Below are 23,465 nucleotides of genomic sequence, written 5' to 3'. Positions count from 1 at the left end.
CAACAGGAAGCGGTGGCACACACGACGGTGCGTGCCACCGCTTCACCATGCCGTCGTTGACAGGCCGACCTCCATATGAGAGCGGCTTCGCCGCACGTGAGTGGAAACTCGTAGCAGGCACCGATCTTTCGTGCACGTGCGGCGAAGCCGCTCGGTCAGGCGAACGCCGCCGCAACGGTCGCGGACAGCAGTTCACCCTCATGGGTGCTCAGGCCCGCTTTCAGACCGGGGTCCGCGGCGCAGGCGGCTTCCCAACCCTTGTCGGCCAGGGCAACCACGTAGGGCAGGGTGGCATTGGTGAGCGCGTACGTCGAGGTACGGGGCACGGCTCCGGGCATGTTGGCCACGCAGTAGAAAACGGATTCGTGCACCTTGTAGGTGGGATCGGCGTGGGTGGTGGCCACCGAGTCCTCGAAGCAGCCGCCCTGATCGATGGCGATGTCGACCAGAACCGATCCCGGCTTCATACGCTGAACCAGGCTGTTCGACACCAGCTTCGGCGCTTTCGCTCCGGGGACGAGTACAGCTCCGATGACCAGATCGGCAGCCAGCACGGCCTGTTCGAGTTCGTATGCGTTCGACACCACTGTCTTGACGGCACCGCGGTACTGATCGTCGATCGCGCGCAGCGCTCGGACATCGAGATCCAGTACGGTGACGTCGGCGTGCATACCGAAAGCGATTGCGGTGGCGTTCTTTCCGGAGACGCCGGCTCCGATCACGACGACGTTGGCGGGACGCACTCCCGGTACGCCACCCATCAGTACGCCGCGGCCACCTTCACTCGACATCAGGTGGTAGGCACCGGCCTGCGGTGCCAAACGGCCGGCAACTTCGCTCATCGGCGCGAGCAGGGGCAGCGATCCGTCTGCGGCCGTGACGGTTTCGTAGGCAATGGACGTGGTGCCCGACGCCAGCAACGCGTCGGTGCAGGCCTTTGACGCCGCAAGATGCAGGTAGGTGAACAGCACCTGACCCTTGCGCAGGCGTGAATACTCCTCGGCGATGGGTTCTTTGACCTTGAGCAGGAGATCGGCCGCGTCCCAGACGGCAACCGCGTCGGTGAAAATTTGCGCGCCTGCGGCTTTGTAATCGGTATCGGTGAACGACGAACCGGCGCCGGCTTCGGTTTCGATGATCACTTCGTGTCCTCGCGAGACAAGTTCGTGCACGCCTGCCGGGGTGATGGCCACCCGGTATTCGTGGTTCTTGATCTCGCGTGGAATTCCGATTTTCATGACGTCCTCCTGCAGTGGCGGTGACCGAAGCGACGCTCCGTGGGTACGCCAACTATGAATTATGTGCGGAATTGCTGCAATGGATGTGAACAAAATTCTGTATCGTCGGGCCATGGATGCAGATAGTTCATTTCAGCCGGTCGATGAGGGGGCTCGATCGAATGATGTTCGGTCCGTCGCCCTGGACCGAATCGACCACATTCTGCTCGACGAACTGCGTCGAGACGCACGCACACCGAACAATGCGCTGGCGGCCGCAGCAGGGATCGCGCCGTCCACTGCCCTCACCCGAGTTCGGGCGCTCGTCGAACGCGGCGTCATCCGCGGCTTCCACGCCGACATCGACCCCGAGGCCCTCGGGCAGGGCATTCAGGCCATGATCTCGGTTCGACTGCAAGCGGATGCTCGACGGCGGATCAGCGAATTCGGTTCGAAGATCGCGTCCCGCAAGGAGACGCTGAACATCTACTTCATTGCCGGGGCCGACGACTTCCTGGTGCATGTGGCGACGGTCGACACGGCCACCCTGCGCGATTTCGTCGTCGAGAATCTCAGTGCCGACCCTGCCGTCGCAGCGACCGAGACCATCTTGATCTTCGAGCACATCAGGCCGCGAAACACGAACGCGGACAAATAGAACCGATCAGGGTGCCGGCGGCACGATCGGGGGGAAGCCCGGCAACGTGAAGTCCGGGAAGCCCGGAATCAGCGGCGGCGGCTGCTGCGTCGTAACGGGCGGAACGGACTCGACCGGTGCCGGTGGCGGCTCGACCGTCGTGGTCTCGGTGGTCGTGACCGGCTGTTCCCACGTGGTTTCCGGCTGCTCGGTCGTCGGCTCCACAGTGGTGGTCGGTTCCGGCGCAGGCGGTGGCGGCAACAGAACGGGAGCAGGCGTCGTCGTCGGCACCGTCGTGACCACCGGAGTATCGGTTTGGTCGCGACTGACCGAGGTGTCCACTACCTGCGGAGAGTTCTGGTGGGTGAACATGAAGCCGGACACGGCGACCACCGCTGCCGCGCAGAACGCGAGCACTCCGCCGGTCCGCAGCCTGCGCCGTGCGCGAGTGCGATCGTCTTCACCGTCGTCGTCGGCGTAATCGGCGTCGAGCCAGTAGATGTTCTTCAGCTGGAACGGAACGGGCTTACCGTCCTCGACGGTGTCGACGGCGGCATCAGTGGCAGCATCGGTGGCGGATGCATGCAACACCGGCTGTACTGCAGGCGCTTCCACCGCGAGAGCAGAGACGTCACCCACGCCGTTCTCGGAAAACTCGTGCACCGCTATCGATTCCGACGAAGGCTGAGCCTCCACGGTCGACGGCTCAGGAATATCGGCGGGCGCGTCGGCGAACTTCGAGGATTCGAAACTGGTTGCTGCAGAAGCAGATTCGGTAATCGATGCGGCAGCGATCCACGGACGTGCGGGCACGGGACGAGTCGAGCTCGGCGTCGCCACCGGCGGTGCGGCATGCTGCGACTCCGAACGCGCGGGCATCATCGGCTCGGGCGCAGGTGGCACCACAGGCACAGGCGGTGCCACCGGAGCCGGCGGGACAACAGCGGCGCTGTCCGTGTGTCGACGTCTCGGCACGCTTGCCTGCGCGTCGCGCGCAGTACGGTCCGGAGCGGTTCTGGTGCGCGAATTCGGCCGCGCGGCCAATGCTGCTCCGCGTGCGGCCACCGTCTCGGGCTCGGTCGGGACAATCGAGGGCAGTTCGAGCAGTGGGCCCACGCGCTGCTGGACGATGGGCATGCGGGCACCACCACCGATCAACACGACCGCGTCGATCGGCACGTTGGCACCGATCATGACCTCGCGGGCGAACTCGATCGCCTCGTCGAGCAGGTCTGTGATCAGCAGTTCGAAATTCTCCCGAGACAGCAGGATCATCCCGCTCGCGTCGGGCAGGCACACGGCGTCCTGGGTGGACAGGCGTTCCTTGGCGATGCGGCAGCGCTTCTCGAACAGCGCAATGTCGGGGTCGGTCGCCGGCTTACCGAGGCGCTGGAGCTGATTGTTGCGCACGTAGGCGTCGATCAGATCACCGCTGTAGGAGCCGGAGCGCTGGGATGCCGTCACCGTGCGCGCCGTCAGGTCGACGACGCTGACCGTCAATCCGGAACTACCGAGGTCGAACAGGGCGACAGAGCCGGCACCTCGCGCCTCACCGGTGACGGCGAGGTATTCGATGACGGCCTCGACCTCGGGGACCAGGTGGTAGTTGTTCAGGTGAGCACCGGCGAAGGCGGCGCGCAGCGCATCGGCCTGACGCGGATCCCGGTAGGCGATGCCGGTGGACAGTTCGGGTTCGACCTCGGCAGCGGCACCGATCGATTCGGCGGCCAGGTGCGGGAGGTCCCCGGTGGCACTGTCGATCAGTTCGTTGCGGAAGAACAGTGGCCGCTCGACGTCGGTGACCAGGGCGGACGAGGTGTCGCCGGAGGCTCCGAACTGGTCGGCTCTGGGCTGCGCCGTGCGCACGGCTCGGGTCCCCATGGACACCCCAAGCAGCACAGTCACGATCGTCGGCCTCACTTCGTTCGGCGGTTTCGGTGAACGCCCCATCGGGAGTCCACCCGCACACGGTACCGTCTCGCGGCGAGCTGCACTAAAGGGTGCCTACGGGCCTGCTTGTTCGGCTTCGGTGTCGGTGAAGCCGAAACCGATGTCGGACGCCTCGCCGGGAGGCTGGTACATCTCACCGGTGTACGAATATTGCTCGACGTAGAGCTGCTCGTACGTCAGAGTGGTCGGTCCCGCCGCAGCCGGTTGGTCCGGTGGAGGCGTGTCGGTGACCGGGGGTGCGATCTCGGCGAGAGTCGCCTCGAAACCGGGGTCGGTATTGATCACGGATCTGGGCGCATTGTCGAAATCGGCGAAGAGCGCGAACATCAGCGCGACAACCACGACTCCGACCGACACCGCCACGGCACCGATCTTGAGTACCGCCTGCCGAGTCCACTGCCGGTCCGAGAGAGTCGACAGGTACGACATAGGAATCGCAGCGACCCCGCGACGGCCGACACCACGGGCTTTGTGTGGCGATGGGTCTTCCCGAGCGAGTTCCGGTTCCGCTTCGGGTTGCGTCGTCGACTCGACCTCGGACGGCGACTCCGATTCCACTACCTCCACTACCGGCGACGGTTCCACTACCGGATCGGGGACCTGTTTCGAGCCGATTTCAGCCCTGATCAGCGCGCCCTCGGCAACCGGCGACACCGAGTCGTGGACGGTGAGCGGCACCGGCCAGGTGGCGCGAACTCGCCGCTGGACGAGGGGGCTGTTGGCCACTCCTCCCAGCAACACGATCGCGTCGGGGGTCTGGGGACCGACCCACTCGATCATGTCGTCGATCAGTGGGGTGGCGACCGCCTCGAACTCGTCGCGTTCGAGGATCATCGGGCCGTTGTTGGGTGCGCGCACACCGGCCGACGTGGTCAGTAGCTCCCTGAGCTCTCGGAAGAACGTGCGATAGGACGCGGCACCCTCGGGCCCTTCCGGTTCCGGCAGGATTCCCTTGGTCATCACCAGGCCCTGCACCACGTCGTCGAGGCGTTCGCCGCCGAACGACTCCGTTCGGTCGTGCCATTCGACGGTTTCCTCGGCGGTGTTCACGACCAAGGCCGACGTTCCGTGTCTGCCGAGGTCGAGCACCAGCACGTTCGTCGCGTCGGCGAGGGTGTCGAGCGAACGCACGAACGCGAGCAGCGCGTAGTGCTCGTCGACCGTCTCGACGGATGCAGCCAGGCCTGCCGACGTCGGGAAATCCGTGTAGCGCAGGGTGCGAGCCTCGCGCCCGGTGATGACGACGGAGTCGAAGGGGCCGCGCGCTCCGATGCGGTCGGACAGGTCGTGCATCGCACGGTCCGGATCGGTGAGCTCGAGATCGACGGACTCGACGACGCGGCGGTCACCATCGGTGTAGGCGATGCGCAGGGCGTCCGACTCCACGGCCACGCCGCAGACTGGTCCCATCGAGTGTTGTCCTTCGATTGCTTGCCGTATGAACAGACGATCGGAACCTATCGTACGCACGCTCGGTGTGGCCGAAACGAGCAAACGGGCCGAAAACCGACATGCGGGACGTAGGTCACGAAACTTGCACTCGGTATGCGGTATCGGCTTCAAACAATCTGAGATATTGTTTACCCGGGTCTGGGGAGACTGCGGGTCGAAATATTTTCCGTCGGCCCGTACGACTTGCGAGGCCGCCCGGTCTCGCACCCAAGCGATCGGTGGAGGTCCGTCACGATGGAAACACTCAGTACGCAGTTCGACGCACGCATTCGGGACGTGCTGGACAAGCTCGGCAAGATGCCGGTCGCCGCGTCGGACATCGACTCTGCTTCCGACCTCTACGACAGTGGCTTGACCTCGCACGCGAGTGTCAACGTCATGATCGGCCTCGAGGACGAATTCGACATCGAATTCCCGGACTCGATGCTGCAGAAGTCCACGTTCGCGAGCATCGACGCGATCGCAGCTGCTGTCGCACAACTCGCAGGCTGACGACCATGACGGTCTCGTCCGACAGTCGCCCCGCGCAACTGCCCCTCACCGACGTCCTCAAGACCCTCCGTACGTTCGCGGCCGAGGTCGACCGCGAGGGCAGGTTTCCCGCCGAGTCCGTCGACGCTCTGCGCTCGGCAAATCTGTTCGCCGCCGCGATACCGACGGCGCTCGGCGGCGGTGGCCTGTCCCTCACCGAGCTCGCGCGGGTCGCACGCGATCTCGGTGCCGAATGTGCCTCGACGGCAATGATTTTCGTCATGCACCAGTCTCAGATCCTGAGCATCGTCAGGCACGGCGGCACCCCCACATCCGACGCGTTGCTGCGCCGCATCGCAGCGGACCAACCGCTCGTCGCGTCGGCGACGACGGAGATCAACATCGGCGGCGACGTGCGGTCGAGCAGCTGCGCGGTCGAGTACGACGGAGACCGCATCCACCTGGCCAAGACCGCACCGGTGATTTCGTACGGCGAATACGCCGAGATCGTTCTCGCGACGGCGCGGCGCACGGTGGACAGCCCGCCGAGCGATCAGGTTCTGGTGGTGTGCCAGAAGCCCGACGTCACCCTCGAACGCACCAGCAACTGGGACACTCTCGGGTTTCGTGGCACCTGCAGCCCGGGCTTCCAGCTCGACGCCGTTGCCGACCGCTCGAGCATTCTGCGCGACAACTACGGCGAGATCTCCTCGCAGACAATGCTTCCGGTCGCCCATGTGCTGTGGGCCTCGGCCTGGCTCGGCATCGCCGACGCAGCCGTGTCCAAGTCACGCAGGTTCGTCCGCAAGGCGGCGAGCAAGAGCCCCGGCGTCACTCCTCCCTCCGCCCTGCGGCTGGCCGAATTGTTCGTGGCCCACGAACAACTCGTCGACACCGTGTTCGGCGCAGCGGCGAAGTTCGAGGCCATCGCAGATTCCCCCGAGGAGCTCGGTTCCATCGGTTTCGCCGTCAAGATCAACAACGTCAAGGTGACGGCGTCGACTCTCGTCATCGACATCGTCGGCAAGGCGATGCAGATCTGCGGCATCTCCGGGTATCGAGAAGACGGCGACTTCAGCATCGGACGGCACCTCCGCGACGCGCACGGCTCGGCGATCATGGTCAGCAACGAACGCATCCTCGCGCACAACTCTCAACTCGCGCTTCTCTACAAAGGCAAATGATGACCCAGACACAGGACAAGACCTCCGAACTGGATTCGGCACGAAGCGAATTCAGGCAAGAGCTCGTCGACGCCGGCCTGCTGATCCCGTCGTCGGTACTCGGTCTGTACGGCCGGTCCGGCGAGTTCGAGGACATCATCGAATCGATCGACCGTCGGGTCGTGGCCGCGAGCGCGTCGGAACACGGAACGACTGTGCCCAGGTTCCGATTCCCGCCGGTCTTCCCGCGGGAAGCATTCGAGAAGACCGACTACATCGCGTCGTTCCCCAATCTCACCGGTGCCATCAACACGTTCGACGGCGACAACAAGGCCCATGCCGCGCTGCTCGCCGATCGGTCCGAGGGCAAGGACTGGGATCACCACCTCGAGTCGGCCGGGACGATGCTGGTGTCCGCGGCATGTCACCCGTCGTACTCGATGTTGCCGTCCGTACTCCCGTCCGGTGGGACGACGTACGACATCTACGGGTACTGCTTTCGGCACGAGCCTGCCGTCGACCCTGCTCGCATGCAGGCCTTCCGCATGCACGAGATCGTGCGGGTCGGCACTCCGGACGACGCCGTCGCCCACCGGGAGAGGTGGGTGCAACGCGGCCTGGAGGTACTGGCCGAACTGGGTCTCGAGGCGGAAGCGGTGATCGCCAACGATCCGTTCTTCGGTCGGGCAGGTCGCATGCTCGCGGCCAATCAACGCAACGAGAACCTCAAGACCGAGCTGGTCGTGCGGCTGTACGGAGACCTGGACGACGGCACGGCCGTGGTCTCGTGCAACTGCCATCGCGATCACTTCGGCCACACCTTCGACATCAGCACCGCCGACGGCGAACCTGCTCACAGTGCCTGCGTCGGCTTCGGCATGGAGCGTATTGCGCTGGCGCTGTTGCGGACCCACGGGATCGACCGCGACAAGTGGCCGAGGTCGCTTCGCTCGTGACGTCGGTAGCCGACGTCGATATCCCTACCAGCGATCGGAGCGCGCTGTGAACACCACGAATACGGCGACATCCGAGTCCGCCGACAACCGTACCGACGAGCTCGAACAGCTACTGATCACCGAGGCAGGCGTACCGGGCAGACAGTCCACCTGGTTCGGGTCGGCAACATCGCCGCTGCTCGGTGCCGTGCACGTTCCCGAGGGATCGGTTGCCCGCGGTGCCGTCGTACTGGCACCGCCGCTCGGCAAGGAGCAGGTCGACTCGTACCGCGGTCTGGTCCTCCTGGCCCAGCGCCTCTGCGCTCGGGGCCTGCTCGTACTGCGCTTCGACTATCCGGGAACGGGCGACTCGTCCGGTGCACAGGACGACGACGGCATCGTCGAGCAGTGGCAACGCAGCGTCGTCACGGCGGTCGATTTCGTTCGGCAGTGCGGTGTTCGCGATGTTGCGGTCGTGGGTCTGCGAGCCGGCTCGCTGCTCGCCGCATCCGTGGCTGATCGGTGCGGCCCTCTGACGGGAATGGTGTTCTGGGATCCGGTCGTCAGTGGCCGCTCGTATCTTCGGGAACAGCGCGCTCTGTATTCGATGACCGTCGCGCGAGACGACGAGTCGGACCCGCGAGTGTCCATCGTCGGCGCAGTCCTGCATGCCGGAGTGGCGGCAGAATTCTCGACCCTGGATTCGTCGAAGCTGGAACGGCTCGACTGCCCGGTACTGGTTGCCACGCGCAGCGAACGTGCCGACGCCACGCCTGTTCGCAGACTCGTGTCCGCGCAGCAGGCGGACGAGCACACCCTCCGCAATCACGACGCATTCCTCGAGCCACCTGCCTGGGACGTGGTCATTCCGCGTCCGGACATCGACGTGATCGCGCGCTGGGTACAGGCCACGTTCGCGTCGACGACCACGCCGGTCACCGTTCCGATTCGACGTTCCGCCGTGGTCTCGACTCCCCGGGGCGACGTCGTCGAAACCATCGAGCGGCTCGGTGACGACGAGCTGTTCTCCATCCGCACCACCGCGGTGGCCACCACGGCCGGCGGTCCTGCCGTGGTCATGTACGGCACCGCGTACGAGCACCGGGTCGGACCGGTACGGCTGTGGGTCGAGTTGGCCCGCACCCTCGCGACGGCAGGCATCACCTCGGTCCGTTTCGACCGTCGCGGTACGGGAGAAAGTGGAGACGTCGGTGCCGACGACGCACCCACGCTCTACAGCGAACTCGGCGACGCCGACGCACTGTGCGCCGTTCGATCCGTGGGAACAGCGCCCGACAAGATCGTCTCGGCAGGTCTGTGCTCGGGTGCGTGGTATGCCGGTTACGCCGCCCACCGCGAGGGCCTGAACACGGCGATTCTGATCAATATGCGCGAATGGACGACGCGGCGTGTCGATTTCACCAAGAGATCCACCATCGCCCAGAAGCAGGGATTGACCGCGATCGCACTCGACCGCGCACACACGGCCGCCGTTCGCTTCAAGAACTGGTCGCAACCCCGGATGCCGTACCGACTGTGGCTCGCGCTCGGCCGTCGTGGCTGGATCCAGGTTCCCGAAATCTCGTTGGGAGAGCTGCAGCGCAAGGGAGTCGACGCGTCCGTGCTGCTCGTCCCGGACGACAAGCAGTGGTTCCTCGACAACCGCGGCCCCGAGAGCCTGCATCGGTTGCGCCGCCGGGCCGAGCCCGAGCACCCACCCGTGGTGAAGGCGTTCACGGACGGAGATCACACCCTCTTCGGACGCGATGTTCGCGACACGGTCAGGGCCGAGATGCTGCAGACGATCGATGCTGCGCTCGGAGTCCACATCGAACCGCAGGACCCACCTGTGAAGGTGAACTGGACGCCGTTGTGAAACATCGCGCTCGCCGGGTACCCCCGCCCGATCACGGCCGACTCGACAGGATCACCTACTACCCCGTCGAGCAGGTCCGATGGGACATGGGCTTCAACAGCCGTACCGTGCCTTTTCACGCGGTGCCGCCCGAGTTCGCGGTCGCGGCGTCGCAACCCCCCGGACAGCTGTCTGCGGCCGATTCGATCCCCGACGGGGACCCGATGTTCACTGCGGCCGAGGCGTCGGGCACGGCCGTTGCAGGCTCCAAGCCCGCCGGCCGCAATCTCGCACTGAACTCGTTCGCGATGATGTTCTCCACCATTGCCACCGGCGCGCTCGGTCTGGCCTTCTGGGCCGTGGCGGGCCGGCTGTTCCCCGTCGAAGAAGTCGGCAGTGCATCGGCGGTGATCGCGTCGGCGGTGATGATCGCGACGCTGTCCAACCTGAGCCTCGGCTCGATGTACGAGCGGTTCCTGCCGACCGCGGGTGTGAAGGCCAAGTCCTATGTGCTTCGCGGCTACGCCGCCGTGCTGTCGCTGGCACTGGTCCTGGGATGCGCGTTCTTGGTCGTGGCCCCGGTGGACGAGTTGTTCACCACCACGACCGAGATCGCGACGTTCCCGATTTTCGTCGGCGTACTGGCCGTGTTCGCGCTGCAGGATCAGACGTCGTCCGGGCTGGGCTTCGCGCGGTGGGCGGCGGCCAAGAATGTCTTCCACGCGGTCGTGAAGTTGGCGGTCCTGGCCGTCACGTACGAAACCGGCCGTAGTTTCACCATCATCGCGGCGTGGGCGGTACCAGCGGCCATCGCGGCGATAGTGCTGTTTCGCGCGTTCGGGAAGAAGCTCGGCACCGATCCGCGTTACCAGCTCACACCGAACCTGCCGCCCCGTAAAGAGCTGTGGTCGTACTTCGGGTCGGCGTACGGCATCACTGCCCTGGGAACCTTGGCACCCCTGATGATCCCGATCATCGTGGTGAGCACGCTCGGTGCCGAACAGAATGCCTACTTCTCGCTCACCTGGTCCATCGTGAGCGCCATCTACGTGTTGATCGGGGTACTGGTCGGCCCGTTCGTGGCGGAGGCGGCTGCACATCCCGAACAGTTCTCCAAGCTCGCCAAACGCTTCATCGGCTTGCTGTGCATCGTCGCCGTGGGCGGATCGTTCTTTCTGGCGGTCGTCGCACCGTTCGGACTCGGTATCGTCGGCCCCGACTACCGCGAGAACGGGACCATCATCGTCCATCTCGCTGCCGTCACCATCCCGCTGTCCGTCGTCGGGGCCCTGTACGACGGTCTGGCCAGGGTCCGACGTCGTATGCGGCTTGCAGTGCTCGTCCAGATCGCGGCCACCATCATCATCGTCACCGGGTCGCTGACGTTGTCACCGAGCTTGGGCATCGCGGGCATCGGCTGGTCTTATCTGGCGGCCGAAGCCTTCGGTGCCGTGGTTCTGTTGGTGCCCCTGATCAGGTGGATCGGGGACCTGTCCGGCGGCGCTGGTGCCGAGCATGCCGCGCCGGCTCTCGATCCGCGCGACGAATCCACGTCGCAGGCGACGGGTCGTGAGCACAGCGTACGAGCGTAACCGACATCACTCTCGTTAGCTGGCACCGCAAACATTCTTCGAGTACGTTTATACGCAGCTTGACAATCTCATGGCTTCTTTTAAGCTTCTAGTCAGGAAAAGACAGTGGGTTCGACGGGTAGATCAATCCCGCCGAAACCTACGTGCGAACTCGGCGGGGGTCGTGTCGCATCGGTCAGATACAGCTGCAGTAGCTCGATCAGCTAGTGCCCACCGAACTCGAACATCTGGAATGGATATGTTGAATCGTCAGAATCCCCGCGTCAGTGTCGTCATCCCGACTCTCAACGAGGCCGCGAACCTTCGCCATGTCCTCCCCTTGCTGTCCCACGACTTCGAGCTCGTACTGGTCGACGGCGGATCCACCGACGGAACCATCGAAGCCGCACGCGAGATTCGCAGCGACATCCGCGTCATTCAACAGACCCGCAAGGGTAAGGGCAACGCGCTCGCCTGCGGCTTCGAAGCTGCCACCGGCGACATCATCGTCATGTTCGACGCGGACGGCTCTGCCGACGCGGCCGAGATCCCCCGGTTCGTCGATGCCCTGATCGCCGGTGCCGACTTCGCCAAGGGCAGCCGGTTCTGCGAGGGCGGCGGCAGCCACGACATCACGCCGCTGCGCCGCGCCGGCAACGGTGGTCTGCACCTGGTGGCCAACACGCTCTTCGGCACCCGTTTCTCGGATCTGTGCTACGGCTACAACGCCTTCTGGCGAGACCTGGTGCCGGTCCTGGATCTGCCCGTGGTCGATCAGCCGGGCAGCGAGGGAATGATGCTGTGGGGTGACGGATTCGAGATCGAGACCATCATCAACTGCCGCTTCGCCGAGGCGTCCGTACGGATCGAAGAAGTGCCGAGTGTCGAGCTGGCGCGCATCTACGGCCAGAGCAACCTACGCACCTTCTCCGACGGCTTCCGGGTGCTGCGCACCTTGATGACCGAGCGCATGCGCGCCCGCAGAATCTCCCGCAAGCACATCGCTCGTCCGTCGCGTGAGTCGATCGATGCCCGCACCGACATGGACCTCGAGTTCGAGGTCATGGAGTCGTTCGGCGAGGTCATCGAGCTCCGCGAGAGAACGGCGTGAGTCTGCCGACTTCCTCGGTCGTCATCTGCGCGTACACGTTGGCTCGATGGTCCGAACTGTGCACTGCCGTGCGTGCAGTTCTCGATCAGAGCGTCGCTGCCGACGAGCTGATTCTCGTCGTCGACCACAATCAGCAGCTGGCCGAGCGCGCTCGAGCGGAATTCCTGCCGCTGAGCGAGACCGTGAACGTGGTCGAGAACAGCCACCCACGAGGACTGTCGGGGGCACGGAACACCTCCCTCGACCTCGCCACGGGTGACATCGTCGTCTTCTTGGACGACGACGCGTCCCCACGCACGACCGAATGGCTCGACGCCATTCTGTCCCATTACTCGGATGATGCCGTGTACGCCGTTGGGGGCTCTGCATACCCGGTATGGCCGGACAAGCGTCCGGCCTTCTTACCGGCCGAGGTAGTGGGTGAACCCGGCGAACTCGATTGGGTCGTCGGGTGCACCTACCGCGGGCAGCCCACGGAAACCGCTCAGGTCCGTAATCTCATGGGCGCGAACATGTCGTTCCGCCGCGCGCCGGTCGTCGAACTCGGCGGCTTCGTCTCCGGAATCGGCCGGATCGGACGCGTTCCGCTCGGGTGCGAGGAGACGGAACTGTGCATCCGCCTCCGCCAGACGCATCCCGACGCGCAGATCGTGTTCGATCCCTCGATCGTCGTCGATCACACCGTCAGTGCCGATCGGACGCGACCCCGCTACCTCATCACCCGCAGCTACGCCGAGGGCGTGTCCAAGGCAGCGATCGCCCGACTGATCGGAGCGGGTGACGCACTGTCGTCCGAGCGTGCGTACACCGCCAAGGTTCTCCCGCGTGCTGTCGGCCGTGAGACGAGCGCGGCTGCTCGCGGCAACCCGGCGCGGGCGTGGGGCGCGATGGCTGTGGTGGCCAGCGTCGGGGCCGCGGGAGTCGGTTATGTCCGAGGCAAATTCAGTGTGAGCCGCTAGCGGCACGTGCACGAAACTTCGTAGCCCACTACGAACTTCCACTCACGACCCTCGGTGCCACCGACGCCCGTTCGACGGAATTCAGGGCACGAACGTGTCCCCTGGGCTTCCCGGTGCCTCGGTTGACGAGTGTGATGGTGCGCGGTTCGTTCGGCGCGAGATGGAACCACGAATCGGACGCGTCGAAGCCGTCCACATCGACGCAGACGTACTGCGCTGCCCACTCCGAGGACACTGTGAGCTCCCACGTCCCGGCTCCGGTATCGACGACACTCGCGCTCAGGCCCACGGTGTTCTGCCGACTCTGCGCGCCGACGAGCGCGGTGTTCCGCGCTATCTCGACTCCGTCGTCGCCCGCGAACACCACTGTGATCGCCGAGTACGTCCGACTCCCGAAACGGTAGGCGTGATTGGCATCGGTGAACGACCCCACGATGGAGTCCACCGTCAGTTCGGTCGAGCCGTTCGAGTCGACCGATACCGCCCGCTCGAACTGTTGCACGCCGCGCGCGGTGTGCAGTGCCACGCGCAGTGTGCCCGATCGGGCCGGGCCGTCGTTGACGAGCTCCACCGAATAGCCGTCGAGACCGTTGTCGCACAACAGCACTGCGGTCGGTGAGCCGGACCTCGCGAGCGCGTAGAACGGTGCCTTCGGTGCACCGGTGGCGTCGGTGATGCCCCACCCGGCACCGGGCACGGTGTCTCGTAACGTCAACACGAGCGCGCCCGCACATCCGGAAGACGCCCGACGCCACCGACCGAACGCTTCCTCGAAAGCTTCGACGATCACCGCCCTGCCGTAGTCCAGGTAGAGCTCGGCGTCGTCCCGCCGAATCAGGTGCGGGTCGACACCGAAGACAGTGCGTACGTAGTGATCGCGGACGTCCTCGAAATCCCACGACGAACCGCGATCGCGGGGGACCGCGGATTTCCACTCGGGGTGGTGCCCTGCCACCGCAGCAGATCCGAAGAACCTGTCGACCTGCGCACGTTCGGGAGGAACGGAGAAGGCCAGGCATTCCGCAGCGAATCTCACACCCGCGGTACGAATATCGGACAGTGGCCGCAGGTAGCCGCCCACCCCGAAGTAATGGGCGATACCGTCGCCCACGTGGGTGTGCAATTCGCCGGTCGAGCTGGACGGAGACGACGTCACGTAGGCGACGTCCGGCAGACGATCGGCGAGGAAATCAGGAACGATGGTGTCCAGCATGTCCATTCGCTGATCCTCGGCCGCGAGCCCCAGCATCGCCGGTTGCTGCTGCGTTTCGCTTCCGCCGCTGACGACCATCAGCGCCGGATTGGCGCAGACGATGTCCGCGAACGCGTGCAGCTCTCGGGCGACCGCCGCCGTGTACACCTCGTCGGTGGGCGGGTCGACGGTTCCCAGCATGACGTCCTGCCACACCATGATGCCGAGTTCCGCGCACAGAGACCAGAATTCGGCCTGCTCGTACACCAGCGTGCCGACCACGCGCACCATGTTCACGCCCGCCGACTGCAGCTGCACCAACGCTACGTGCAGGTCCTGCTCCGACGACCACAGTCGCACCGGATCGAGTGGGGTCCACGTACCACCGCGACAGAAGATCGGGCTACCGTTGACCACCAACTGCGCGCCGCCTCCGGAGCGATCGAGTACGACGGCGCGAAAGCCGATGTCGCCCACCGGGTATTCCACCCCGTTCACGTCCAACGCCAGGCGGTAGGTCCTGGGCTGTCCGTGCGTGTGCGGCCACCACAGCTCGACGTCCGGCAGCGTCAGAGTCGTATCGATACGGTCGACCGTTCCGAGCTCGAACACGCTGTCCCCGATCAGGATTCGCGTCGACGACGGGGAATCCAGCTCGGCGCGGACCGTGACGATACCGTCGGTGCCGCGGACCGTCGTCGACAGACCGACGCCACGAGGGCTCGACATCGGCACCATCGACACCGGCCGCCACGGACCCACCGGAACAGGCACGGGCCCGTACACCGGTGCCCGGCCCAGCATCGTCGTACGCTCGTGCCGCAGACCCTGCGCAGCGATCATCGAGGATCGCCACCGACCACGTGGCCGTCGGGTCTTCAGATGTGCGGCAAGAGATTCGACGTGGACTGCAATGGTGACGGTCGGTCCGCAACCCGTCAGATCGACAGTCTCGGGCACGAACATGGACGTGACGGTTCGCCGATGAACACCGTCCACCCAGATCTGGGCCCGAGTCGCGATTCCGCCGAAGGTCAGCCGCACCTCGGGGCGATCGCCGGTCGGGACGGTGGTCGCATACCACCAATCGTGTTCGTCCGGAGCACAATCGGTGTCACCGAGCGCGCACGCCACCGTGCCGGGCACGACGGCGTCGAGCCACTCGAGGTCGGCAGGCAGATCAGCGGGGTCGAGGATGGATCCGGCGTCGGTTCGGGCCAGCCGCCACGGCACGCCGTCGAGCAGATCGATCACGCGCTCAATGCACCCACGACGATGTCCATCGCTGCCGCCCAGTTCTTGCTCATGTCGTTCAGCGGTTCGTCGAGCACCACGGCGCGGCCACGCGCTGCCCGCGCCATCCGGAACTGCACGGCCTTCGCGCCGGACGCTGCGTCGAGGAAATGCTGCGCCGCGTCGCCGGCTCCACGTATCCCGCGGCTCTCGAGGTATTGCACGTAGTTGGCGGCAAGCTCCGCGGTGGCACCGAATTGCCGGAGCAATCCGAACGACCACAGATGAAAGGCGTCGGGCCCGGACGTCTGGACGAGCGGGATGTCGGCCACGATGCGCCGAGCGAGGGCATCGACGGGATTGCCCGGTGCCCTTCTGGACAGATGTGCCCGGGCGACGTCGAGGTCGCGGTCACCGACCCCCGCGTCGAGCACTGCCGCGTCGACTCGAACCTGTTCGACGTACGGCAGCAACACCTCGGCGTGAGGCTCGGGCGCGAGATTGAACACCCCGTCGAAGTCCGCCCCGGTCAGCTCGAAGTAACCACGGTTGTGGAAGTAGCCCATCACCTTGTCGTCTCGGTTGACGAGATTCGGCACGATGGTGGTCTTGGTGTGCTGATTCCGGTAGCTGGTGCCTGCGGTGTCGGGAAGCCAGAAGCCGTCGACCTCCACCGTAACGTGGGTGCCGTCGAGCAGCCCTTCGACGACGTGCTCGAGAACGGGTCGCCATACGTTCATCTCGGCCACGCCGATGCCGTAGAGCGCGCGCAGATCCTCGGGCAGAATTTTCACGAAGTCCCACTGCCGTCCGTCACAGCCGGCGCTGAGCACGAACGCGAGCGCCGGGGCGGGATCGGCACCCAGTGAGTGCAGTACCTCGATCCACAGATCGACGTAGCAGTTGGTCTCGGTCCAGATGCGGTCGTGGTTGTGGATGGGATGAGGCCGGTAGCTGATGGGGTCGAGTTCGAGAACCCGGAGGCCGGTACCGAGCCTCTCCAGCACTGCATCGTTCGACATGACGCGCCTCTCCTACCGGAACAATGTCGGACGGTCCCCGAGCCGCATTTGTCCATATTGCCTGCATCCAGGCCGCTCATCGTAGCGAATCGGTTTGTTCTACGCTTCCGATCCGGCGGTAGGATTGTTTTCGACGCAACTGCTACTTACTGATCCACCGTTTGAGCGTCTGCACGACAGGAACCCGAAAACGCGGGCAATCACACAACGAACAGTTGGTTCCGCGGCGGTAATGCTGATGCGCAGCTTGTTCGTGTCGACACTTGCATATCCGCTCTGAGCTGGGCACATGCCGAGTGTAGACAACACCTGCAACATCCATGCCCATCTCGGGCGGACACGAGGAGGCACGAGCGCAGTGCGCCGTTTCGTTCGCAGCGCAGCGCTGGTCATGGGGTGGTGCCTCGTCGCCGTAGCTCTCGGAATGTTTGCCGTCCGACAGGTCGGCGTGACCGAGATCACTTTCGTTGCTTTGGTGGTCGGAACTCCGTACCTCGGAGTCGCCACCGTCGCGGCGCTCCTGCTCTTCGCCGCCGCCCGCTCGCGTATCGGATCAGCAGTCGCAGCCGTCGTCACCGTCGCCGTCGTGGGCGTCCAGGTACCGATGTTCCTGGCCGACGGACCGGACAACTCCGGACCGGACCTGTCCGTGTTGACGGTCAACGTGGCGCACGGGGACGCCGATGCCGGCGCAATCGTCGACGCGGTCCGTGATCACGACGTCGACGTGCTCGCCGTCCAGGAACTCACGCCCGAGGAAGTGACCGACCTGAGGGGTGCCGGTCTGGACGACCTGCTGCCGTTCTCCTTCACCGCCGCACTGCCTGTGGCCGACGGCACCGGATTGTGGAGCCGAACACCCTTGACCGACGGCTCCCGGCTGAACGACTTCGGCTTCGTACCGGTGCAGGCGAACACCGTCGTCGACGGCACGACGCTGACCCTCGTTTCGTTCCATTCGATGTCTCCCGCGACGCCGCGCCACACCACCCAGTGGGACGCAGACCTGGCGAGGATGCGGGCCATCATGGATACCTACGGCAACACTGCCATCGTCGCGGGCGACTTCAATGCCACCAACGATCACCGGCAATTCCGCAGGTTGGCATCGGCTCCGTTCTCCGATGCGGCCGACGCTGCGGGGGCAGGACTGTTCCGCACCTTCCCGTCCGAACGTCCGTTGGCGCGGTTGGACCATGTCGTGACCAGTGACAGCGTCCGCGCCCGGTCGGTGCAGCCGTTACCGATCCCGGAGAGCGATCATCTGGCGGTGCTCGCAACGGTGCAGTTGCCGTGACGATCCCCGGCTAGAAGCGCGGAAGCTGAATGACCGGAGGCGGCGGCAGCTGGATCTGTGGGAGCTGGATCTGCGGCAGACCGGGAATCAGCGGTGCCGGGGCAGGCGCAGGAGCCGGTGCCGCGGGCGGCACGTACTCGGGCTCGGAATACGTCTGAGCCGGAGCCGGAGCGGGCTCGGACGTAGGCGGCGGTGTTGTGGTCGGCGGTGGCGTCGTCGGTGTCGGGGTGACCCGGGTCGTCGTGGGACCTGCGGTGATCGGCACCGGTGAATCTGCCGGTGCACTGGTCGGGGCCGGCGACCCACCCCCGTATCCGAGAGACAGGCCGAGGGCGGCGACCGCGACGAGACCACCCGCGACCAGCACGGCACCGCGCACCTTGCGCTTCGAATCCGCAGGCTTGTCGGAGTGGGGTTCCGGAGTCAACCAATCGGGTGCACCGGTCAGCGTCGCCGGGTCGGCTGCGGGCTGTCGCCCGCCCGACTGCGGATTCGACTGGGGGTTGGACTGCGCATTCGGTTGGGGAACCGGCTGGCGCGGAGCCTCGGCGACCGGTGTGGCGAGCAGTGCCGCTCCACGGGCCGCAACCGATTCGGGGTCTGCCGGAGTGACGACGGGTAACCCGACCCAAGCATCGAGTATGGCTCCGACCAGCGGTATTCGGGCGCCGCCGCCGATCAGGAACAGCGCGTCGACATGTTTGGGAGAACGCCCGATGACGTCTCGAACCAGGCGAGCGGAGTACTCGATCGGGACGGTCACCAGTGACTCGAATGCCTCGCGGGAGATCAGGATGACACCGCCGTCGCCCGGAAGACATACAGCGCCGCTGGTCGACAATTGTTCCTTGGCGACCCGGCACCGCGCGGTGAACGCGCTCAGTTCTTGGTTGTCGGCAATGTCGACGCCCTGCTTGGCCAACTGGTTGTCGGCGATCAGGCGATCGAAGTCGTCGCCGCTGATGTCGATGGTGCGTTCTGCCAGCAGAACTTGGCCTGTACCGCGGTCGATCACGCTGATCGTCAGACCCGAACTGCCCAGGTCGTACAACGCGATGGTGCCGAAATGCCCCAGCTCGCCCGACGCTTCGAGGTACTGCAGCGCAGCCCGAGCTTCGGGAACGAGTCGATAGTTGTACAGCCGCTGACCGGCCATGGCCTGCTGGATCTCACCGAACTGCTGCTGGTCGCGATACGCCACGCCGGTTGCCTGCACTGGGCCACCGTTGCCCGGTTGCGAGAGCACCACGCCGATGGACTCGGCGGCCAGTTCCTCGGCCCGGTCCCAGTGGGCGTCGACGGTGTCGTGGTGGAAGTCGAGGCGTCCCGAATCCTGAGGGCGCAGGTCGGGTCGAGCCATGCGCACCGCGCTGGCCCCCACCGACACACCGAGAACTTCGGTCATTACCTGCCTCTTGTCGATTTCCCCGTCAACACACGCCGAGACTTCATGTCACGAACCAGTCTCGATCCCCCCAATTGATCACTGTAGCGCGTCGGTGCGGCTGCGCCGCAGTGGTGCGTTCAGGTGCCCCCTGGGGCACCCAGCCACACCACTACAGTTGCGGCATGCGAGTTCTGTTCGTCTGCACCGGCAACATCTGCCGATCTCCGACTGCCGAGCGCCTTGCGGTCGCCTTCGCCCGTGAGGGCGGATTCGAGCTGACCGCCGGCAGCGCCGGGACACAGGGCCTGACCGGGCACGCGATGGACCCGACGGCCGCGTTGGTGTTGTCGCAACTCGGCGGCGATCCCGAGGGCTTCGTGGCTCGACGCCTCACTCCGGCGATCACCGCCGACGCCGAACTCGTTCTGACGATGACCGCGTCGCATCGCGACGCCGTGCTCGCGCTGTCGCCGCGGCACATGCGTCGCACCTTCACCTTGCTCGAGGCGTCGAGCCTGGCCGCGGCGTCGGGCGCACGATCGGTTGCCGCCCTCGCCGACGCGCGGGCCGTCCACAGCGTCGAGACGCTGGATATCGGCGACCCGTACCGCCGCGACCCGTCCGTGTACGAGGAAGCCGGCGAGCTGATCGCAGCATCGTTGCCGAATGTTCTCCGACTGGCGCAGCCGTAACCTTCGACCCACCACGAATTCGCACGCTGCGGTAACGTTCTCGCATCATTGCCGACCACCCGGGTGCGGCCACGGCGTTAGGGTCTGTTCATGCGCGACAAGGTCATCGCGTTGGCAGCAGTGGCGAGTGCCGGAGTAGCCGTCACCGTGGGTCTGGTCATCGGTGCCCTCGGCGGCGCGTTCGACGATTCGAGCCAGGACGTCAGGCCGCCTGCGCTGAAGTCGGATTCCCTCAGTTCGGTCCAGGCGTCACCGACGTCCGCGATCGTCGTGGTTCCGCCGTCGCCCACCTGGCAGGTCGCGGTGCCCACCACCGCCAAGCCGCCGACGACGACGCCGGAGCGGCCTCAGACGACGACGCGGACGCCCCGAACAACCACCAAGCGGTCAAACCGAACTACCACGACCACCACCGACGAGGACTCGACCGACGAGCCCACGACCACCGAGTCGGGCCGGTAGATCTCACGGACGGCCCGCTGCCAGATCGGGCGCGCTGTCTCCGATTCTCAACGCGGCCACCAGTTCTCGATACAGCTCGTCCGACGCCATGAGCTCCGCATGCGTTCCACGTGCGCGTACCACCCCATCGTCCATCACCAGGATGGTGTCGGCGTCGAGCACGGTGGACAACCGATGCGCGATGGTGACGACGGCAGCATCCTCGGCGATGGAACGGATCACCTCGTGGATCGCCGCCTCGGTGCGTCCGTCGACCTGAGCCGTCGCCTCGTCGAGCAGCAGGATCTGCGGGCGTCGAACGATGGCGCGCGCCAACGCGATTCGTTGCCGCTGCCCACCGGACACCGTCGAGCCGATCAGGTCGGTGTCCAATCCCTCGTCCAGAGCGCGGATGGTCGAATCCAGGTGCACCGACTCGAGCGCCGCCCAGATGTCACCCTCACTGGCGTCCGGGTGACTGAACAACAGGTTCTCCCGCACAGAACCGGGGATCACCGGCGTCTCCTGCTCCACGTAGGACAGTCGAGAGCGCACCTCGTCGATCGTGAGCTCGCTGTACGGCGTTCCGCCGAGCCGTATCTCGCCGCTCTCGGGCGTCAGGAACCGCAGGATCAGAGAGAACACGCTGGTCTTGCCTGCACCGGAGGGACCGACGATCGCTGTGTGACCACGCGCGGGGACGTCCAGGTCGATTCCTCGCACGGCCGGCTCTCGTCCCGGACCGTAACATGCTGTCACACTGCGGAATTCGAGCGCCGGAGCAGCGTCGACAACGGAACGGGTCGGCGCGGGGGTACCTTCCTCTCCCACTTCGACGACGAGGTCGTCGATCTGACGTATCCGCGCCGCCGCAGCCATACCCGCCTGCAGCGCGGTGATGTTGGTGGCGAGGGTGGAGACCGGGCTCATGACCTGAAATGCGTAAAGCAGAAACGCGATCAGGCTGGATACCGCCAGATCCCCGGTGCTGACGCGGTAGCCCCCGAGGCCGAGAATGCCGATGATGGCCAATTGCACGCCGCCGCCCGCGAAGGTCCACGCCAGTGCCGAGATCTTGACGGCGTGCACGCTGTGCCGAGCGGAGGTCCGCGCCTCCGCGATGACGCGTTCGGATTCGCGAGTCTCGGCTCTGCTGGACTTGACCGTTCGGATGGCCCGCAGGGTGCCGTCGAGAATGCCGCCGAGTCGTCCGATCGCTTCCTGTGATTGCCTCTGCGCGATGGCGATCGGAGGCATCAGCCGGGCGAACAACACTGCGATCGCCACGATGGCCACCGCGATCGCGCCCAGCAACACCAGATCCAGAACCGCCATCAGAATCAACGCGCCCACCAGACCCACGACGCTGTTGACTATGGCCACCAGCGCATTCGACGTCGCCTCACGCAGCAGCACGGTGTCCGAGGTGACGCGGGTGACCAACTCACCGGTGGGCCGAGTGTTCAGGCTGCCGACCGTGGCACCGAAGTACTTCCGCACGATCGACTTGCGTGCGTCGAGCACGATCCGCTCGGCCAACACCCCGAGCACGATCCACTGCAGATACAGAACGGCCGAGCCGACGACCAACAGGGCCACCAGAACGACGACGGGAACGATCAGCGACGCGTCGGTGCCGAGTCCGTCGAGCACGCCCTTGGCGACCATCGGCGTAGCCAACGCCGTTCCGGTACCGATCAGGCCGAGCATCATGCCCAGGATCAGGGTGCGCCGATGAGGCCGCACGAACTGCCACAACACCCGTAGGTTGGGTACCGTTATTTTCTTCTTCTCGGCTGTCGCGATCTGCACATCGACCATGTAGTCAGTGTGCAGCAACGATCAGCTGGTACCGATCGCGTCCCAGATCATGTGGACCGTGGTGCCGTTCTGGTCCGACGTCACCGCCGCAGTATCGGCCAGCGCCCGCATCAGTGGGACGCCTCGACCTCGGTTGGGATCGGAATTGCGGGTCGCCCAATCGCCGCGGTCGGTCACCTTCACATCGATCCGGCCCTGCGCACCGCACAACACTCGAATATCGAGGGTTCCTCGGTCGGTGTGATCGCGATACGCATGTTCGACACTGTTCGCTATCGCCTCGTACGTCGCCAACACGACGTCGTACGCGCGATCCGGGTCGACGCCCAACTCGTTCAACCAGTCACCGAGTTCACGCCGAAGCTCCGACGCTCGATCCGCATCGGCAGGCTCGTCGGTGAACAGCAGTTCTTCCATTCGCGCACCTGCCGTCGAGATCGAACTGTCGGTACGTGAGTCGTCACCTCCGAAGAGAGTCGCCATCATGAATCCCGTCTACCCAAAACTTCAGGATCTACCCGCATGAATCGCAACGAGCGCCTCGTCGACCGTCGCATAGATGCCGAACACCTCGTCGAGCCCGACCAAAGTCAATGGACGCCCCGTCGCCGGACCGTCCGCCACCACGGCAAACCCGGCAGTACCGCCCAGTTGCTGATGTGTCGACGCCAGCAGCGACATGCCTGCCGATGCGAGGAAACCCACATCACTGAGATCGATGACCACAGCCGACGGCGACTTCTCGAGCACCAGAGCCACGGACTCGGACAGATCAGGAGCCGTCACCAAATCCAACTCACCCGACACCGACAGAACGACATCCTGATCACGCCATTCAACAATCACATCGAAATGCTGGGGTCCGAGCCCCGATTCGTCCGCAGTCACACGAAGACTTTACCTCGCTCCCCCGCCCCGCCACCGCCGCCGAAGTCCACTCGACGTGACATCGACCCCCGAAAAGTCGGGACTGTCTGAATAACGGTTGATCCGGTCCTTGGTTCGACACGCCGAGCTCAGCTTGGTGGGAAGGATCGACGATGACCGAAACACTGGATC

20 protein-coding genes are annotated in these 23,465 nt (G+C 65.3%); 11 read left to right on the top strand and 9 right to left on the bottom strand.

The window, feature by feature from the left end; genetic code table 11:
- Window positions 1–155 precede the first annotated feature (155 nt).
- Entirely contained in the window at window positions 156–1,238 is a 1,083-nt protein-coding gene (gene ald, locus AB0O58_RS25825; protein ID WP_027495633.1) for an alanine dehydrogenase, read from the bottom strand.
- A 112-nt stretch (window positions 1,239–1,350) separates the two neighbouring features.
- Between ald and AB0O58_RS25820 the strand changes: the two genes are divergently transcribed.
- On the top strand, window positions 1,351–1,875 hold the full coding sequence (locus AB0O58_RS25820) for an Lrp/AsnC family transcriptional regulator (protein WP_027495632.1): 525 nt from the start codon (window positions 1,351–1,353) through the stop codon (window positions 1,873–1,875).
- Window positions 1,876–1,881: 6 nt separating this feature from the next.
- Here the strand turns inward: AB0O58_RS25820 and AB0O58_RS25815 are convergent, their stop codons facing one another.
- Window positions 1,882–3,759 carry an Hsp70 family protein gene (locus AB0O58_RS25815; RefSeq protein WP_366238984.1) on the bottom strand — a complete coding sequence of 626 codons (1,878 nt, stop codon included), beginning with the start codon at window positions 3,757–3,759 and terminating at the stop codon, window positions 1,882–1,884.
- Between the two features lie 99 nt (window positions 3,760–3,858).
- On the bottom strand, window positions 3,859–5,214 hold the full coding sequence (locus AB0O58_RS25810) for a hypothetical protein (protein WP_366238983.1): 1,356 nt from the start codon (window positions 5,212–5,214) through the stop codon (window positions 3,859–3,861).
- 276 nt (window positions 5,215–5,490) lie between these two features.
- Between AB0O58_RS25810 and AB0O58_RS25805 the strand changes: the two genes are divergently transcribed.
- The 7 genes from AB0O58_RS25805 to AB0O58_RS25775 all read left to right on the top strand — a co-directional run bounded on the left by AB0O58_RS25805 (window position 5,491) and on the right by AB0O58_RS25775 (window position 13,321).
- A complete protein-coding gene (locus AB0O58_RS25805; protein WP_027495629.1) occupies window positions 5,491–5,748 on the top strand; it encodes an acyl carrier protein in 258 nt (85 codons plus the stop codon).
- A 5-nt stretch (window positions 5,749–5,753) separates the two neighbouring features.
- Complete coding sequence (locus AB0O58_RS25800) at window positions 5,754–6,911, top strand: acyl-CoA dehydrogenase family protein (RefSeq protein ID WP_283542576.1); 1,158 nt, start codon at window positions 5,754–5,756, stop codon at window positions 6,909–6,911.
- The gene (locus AB0O58_RS25795; protein WP_283542577.1) at window positions 6,911–7,846 is read left to right on the top strand and encodes an amino acid--[acyl-carrier-protein] ligase; all 936 of its coding nucleotides are present in this window, start codon (window positions 6,911–6,913) and stop codon (window positions 7,844–7,846) included. The genes AB0O58_RS25800 and AB0O58_RS25795 overlap by 1 nt, the downstream gene beginning before the upstream one ends.
- 46 nt (window positions 7,847–7,892) lie before the next feature.
- Entirely contained in the window at window positions 7,893–9,701 is a 1,809-nt protein-coding gene (locus AB0O58_RS25790) for an alpha/beta hydrolase (protein WP_052061502.1), read from the top strand.
- Window positions 9,698–11,272 (top strand): lipopolysaccharide biosynthesis protein, encoded by a 1,575-nt coding sequence (locus tag AB0O58_RS25785; protein WP_052061501.1) that lies wholly within the window; start codon window positions 9,698–9,700, stop codon window positions 11,270–11,272. The genes AB0O58_RS25790 and AB0O58_RS25785 overlap by 4 nt, the downstream gene beginning before the upstream one ends.
- 232 nt (window positions 11,273–11,504) lie before the next feature.
- Window positions 11,505–12,362 carry a glycosyltransferase family 2 protein gene (locus tag AB0O58_RS25780; RefSeq protein WP_063216603.1) on the top strand — a complete coding sequence of 286 codons (858 nt, stop codon included), beginning with the start codon at window positions 11,505–11,507 and terminating at the stop codon, window positions 12,360–12,362.
- Window positions 12,359–13,321 carry a glycosyltransferase family 2 protein gene (locus AB0O58_RS25775; RefSeq protein ID WP_032386498.1) on the top strand — a complete coding sequence of 321 codons (963 nt, stop codon included), beginning with the start codon at window positions 12,359–12,361 and terminating at the stop codon, window positions 13,319–13,321. Before AB0O58_RS25780 ends, AB0O58_RS25775 begins: the two co-directional genes overlap by 4 nt.
- A 28-nt stretch (window positions 13,322–13,349) precedes the next feature.
- Here AB0O58_RS25775 and AB0O58_RS25770 read toward each other — a convergent pair whose 3' ends face one another.
- Entirely contained in the window at window positions 13,350–15,767 is a 2,418-nt protein-coding gene (locus AB0O58_RS25770) for a glycoside hydrolase family 2 protein (protein ID WP_366238982.1), read from the bottom strand.
- Window positions 15,764–16,768, bottom strand: a complete 1,005-nt coding sequence (locus tag AB0O58_RS25765; protein ID WP_283542580.1) for a DUF1839 family protein — start codon at window positions 16,766–16,768, stop codon at window positions 15,764–15,766. The genes AB0O58_RS25770 and AB0O58_RS25765 overlap by 4 nt, the downstream gene beginning before the upstream one ends.
- 358 nt (window positions 16,769–17,126) lie before the next feature.
- On the opposite strand from AB0O58_RS25765, the gene AB0O58_RS25760 reads away from it, so the two are divergent.
- Window positions 17,127–18,065: an endonuclease/exonuclease/phosphatase family protein gene (locus tag AB0O58_RS25760; protein ID WP_283542581.1), complete on the top strand. Its 939-nt coding sequence runs from the start codon at window positions 17,127–17,129 to the stop codon at window positions 18,063–18,065.
- 10 nt (window positions 18,066–18,075) lie between these two features.
- Here AB0O58_RS25760 and AB0O58_RS25755 read toward each other — a convergent pair whose 3' ends face one another.
- Window positions 18,076–19,470, bottom strand: a complete 1,395-nt coding sequence (locus AB0O58_RS25755; protein WP_366238981.1) for an Hsp70 family protein — start codon at window positions 19,468–19,470, stop codon at window positions 18,076–18,078.
- 164 nt (window positions 19,471–19,634) lie between these two features.
- On the opposite strand from AB0O58_RS25755, the gene AB0O58_RS25750 reads away from it, so the two are divergent.
- The gene (locus AB0O58_RS25750) at window positions 19,635–20,144 is read left to right on the top strand and encodes a protein-tyrosine-phosphatase (RefSeq protein ID WP_027495619.1); all 510 of its coding nucleotides are present in this window, start codon (window positions 19,635–19,637) and stop codon (window positions 20,142–20,144) included.
- A gap of 90 nt (window positions 20,145–20,234) precedes the next feature.
- Window positions 20,235–20,606 carry a hypothetical protein gene (locus tag AB0O58_RS25745; RefSeq protein ID WP_366238980.1) on the top strand — a complete coding sequence of 124 codons (372 nt, stop codon included), beginning with the start codon at window positions 20,235–20,237 and terminating at the stop codon, window positions 20,604–20,606.
- 3 nt (window positions 20,607–20,609) lie between these two features.
- Here the strand turns inward: AB0O58_RS25745 and AB0O58_RS25740 are convergent, their stop codons facing one another.
- The 3 genes from AB0O58_RS25740 to AB0O58_RS25730 are packed head-to-tail and all read right to left on the bottom strand — an operon-like array spanning window position 20,610 to window position 23,249.
- Window positions 20,610–22,406, bottom strand: coding sequence for an ABC transporter ATP-binding protein (locus tag AB0O58_RS25740; RefSeq protein ID WP_366238979.1), 1,797 nt, complete (start codon window positions 22,404–22,406; stop codon window positions 20,610–20,612).
- 21 nt (window positions 22,407–22,427) lie between these two features.
- Window positions 22,428–22,892: an ATP-binding protein gene (locus AB0O58_RS25735; protein ID WP_027495616.1), complete on the bottom strand. Its 465-nt coding sequence runs from the start codon at window positions 22,890–22,892 to the stop codon at window positions 22,428–22,430.
- Window positions 22,893–22,913: 21 nt separating this feature from the next.
- A complete protein-coding gene (locus AB0O58_RS25730; protein WP_027495615.1) occupies window positions 22,914–23,249 on the bottom strand; it encodes an STAS domain-containing protein in 336 nt (111 codons plus the stop codon).
- Between the last annotated feature and the right edge of the window lie 216 nt (window positions 23,250–23,465).

Origin of the sequence: Rhodococcus sp. NPDC080181 (genome assembly GCF_040702225.1) — a bacterium.
GTDB lineage: Bacteria > Actinomycetota > Actinomycetes > Mycobacteriales > Mycobacteriaceae > Rhodococcoides > Rhodococcoides fascians.
This window is presented reverse-complemented; position numbering and strand designations above follow the sequence as displayed.

Excerpts from the sequence above, each read along its gene's own strand:
- ald (WP_027495633.1), bottom strand. The coding sequence starts at position 1,238 with ATGAAAATCGGAATTCCACGCGAGATCAAGAACCACGAATACCGGGTG.
- AB0O58_RS25820 (WP_027495632.1), top strand. The coding sequence starts at position 1,351 with ATGGATGCAGATAGTTCATTTCAGCCGGTCGATGAGGGGGCTCGATCG.
- AB0O58_RS25810 (WP_366238983.1), bottom strand. The coding sequence starts at position 5,214 with ATGGGACCAGTCTGCGGCGTGGCCGTGGAGTCGGACGCCCTGCGCATC.
- AB0O58_RS25805 (WP_027495629.1), top strand. The coding sequence starts at position 5,491 with ATGGAAACACTCAGTACGCAGTTCGACGCACGCATTCGGGACGTGCTG.
- AB0O58_RS25800 (WP_283542576.1), top strand. The coding sequence starts at position 5,754 with ATGACGGTCTCGTCCGACAGTCGCCCCGCGCAACTGCCCCTCACCGAC.
- AB0O58_RS25795 (WP_283542577.1), top strand. The coding sequence starts at position 6,911 with ATGACCCAGACACAGGACAAGACCTCCGAACTGGATTCGGCACGAAGC.
- AB0O58_RS25780 (WP_063216603.1), top strand. The coding sequence starts at position 11,505 with ATGGATATGTTGAATCGTCAGAATCCCCGCGTCAGTGTCGTCATCCCG.
- AB0O58_RS25765 (WP_283542580.1), bottom strand. The coding sequence starts at position 16,768 with ATGTCGAACGATGCAGTGCTGGAGAGGCTCGGTACCGGCCTCCGGGTT.
- AB0O58_RS25755 (WP_366238981.1), bottom strand. The coding sequence starts at position 19,470 with ATGACCGAAGTTCTCGGTGTGTCGGTGGGGGCCAGCGCGGTGCGCATG.
- AB0O58_RS25750 (WP_027495619.1), top strand. The coding sequence starts at position 19,635 with ATGCGAGTTCTGTTCGTCTGCACCGGCAACATCTGCCGATCTCCGACT.
- AB0O58_RS25745 (WP_366238980.1), top strand. The coding sequence starts at position 20,235 with ATGCGCGACAAGGTCATCGCGTTGGCAGCAGTGGCGAGTGCCGGAGTA.
- AB0O58_RS25740 (WP_366238979.1), bottom strand. The coding sequence starts at position 22,406 with ATGGTCGATGTGCAGATCGCGACAGCCGAGAAGAAGAAAATAACGGTA.
- AB0O58_RS25735 (WP_027495616.1), bottom strand. The coding sequence starts at position 22,892 with ATGATGGCGACTCTCTTCGGAGGTGACGACTCACGTACCGACAGTTCG.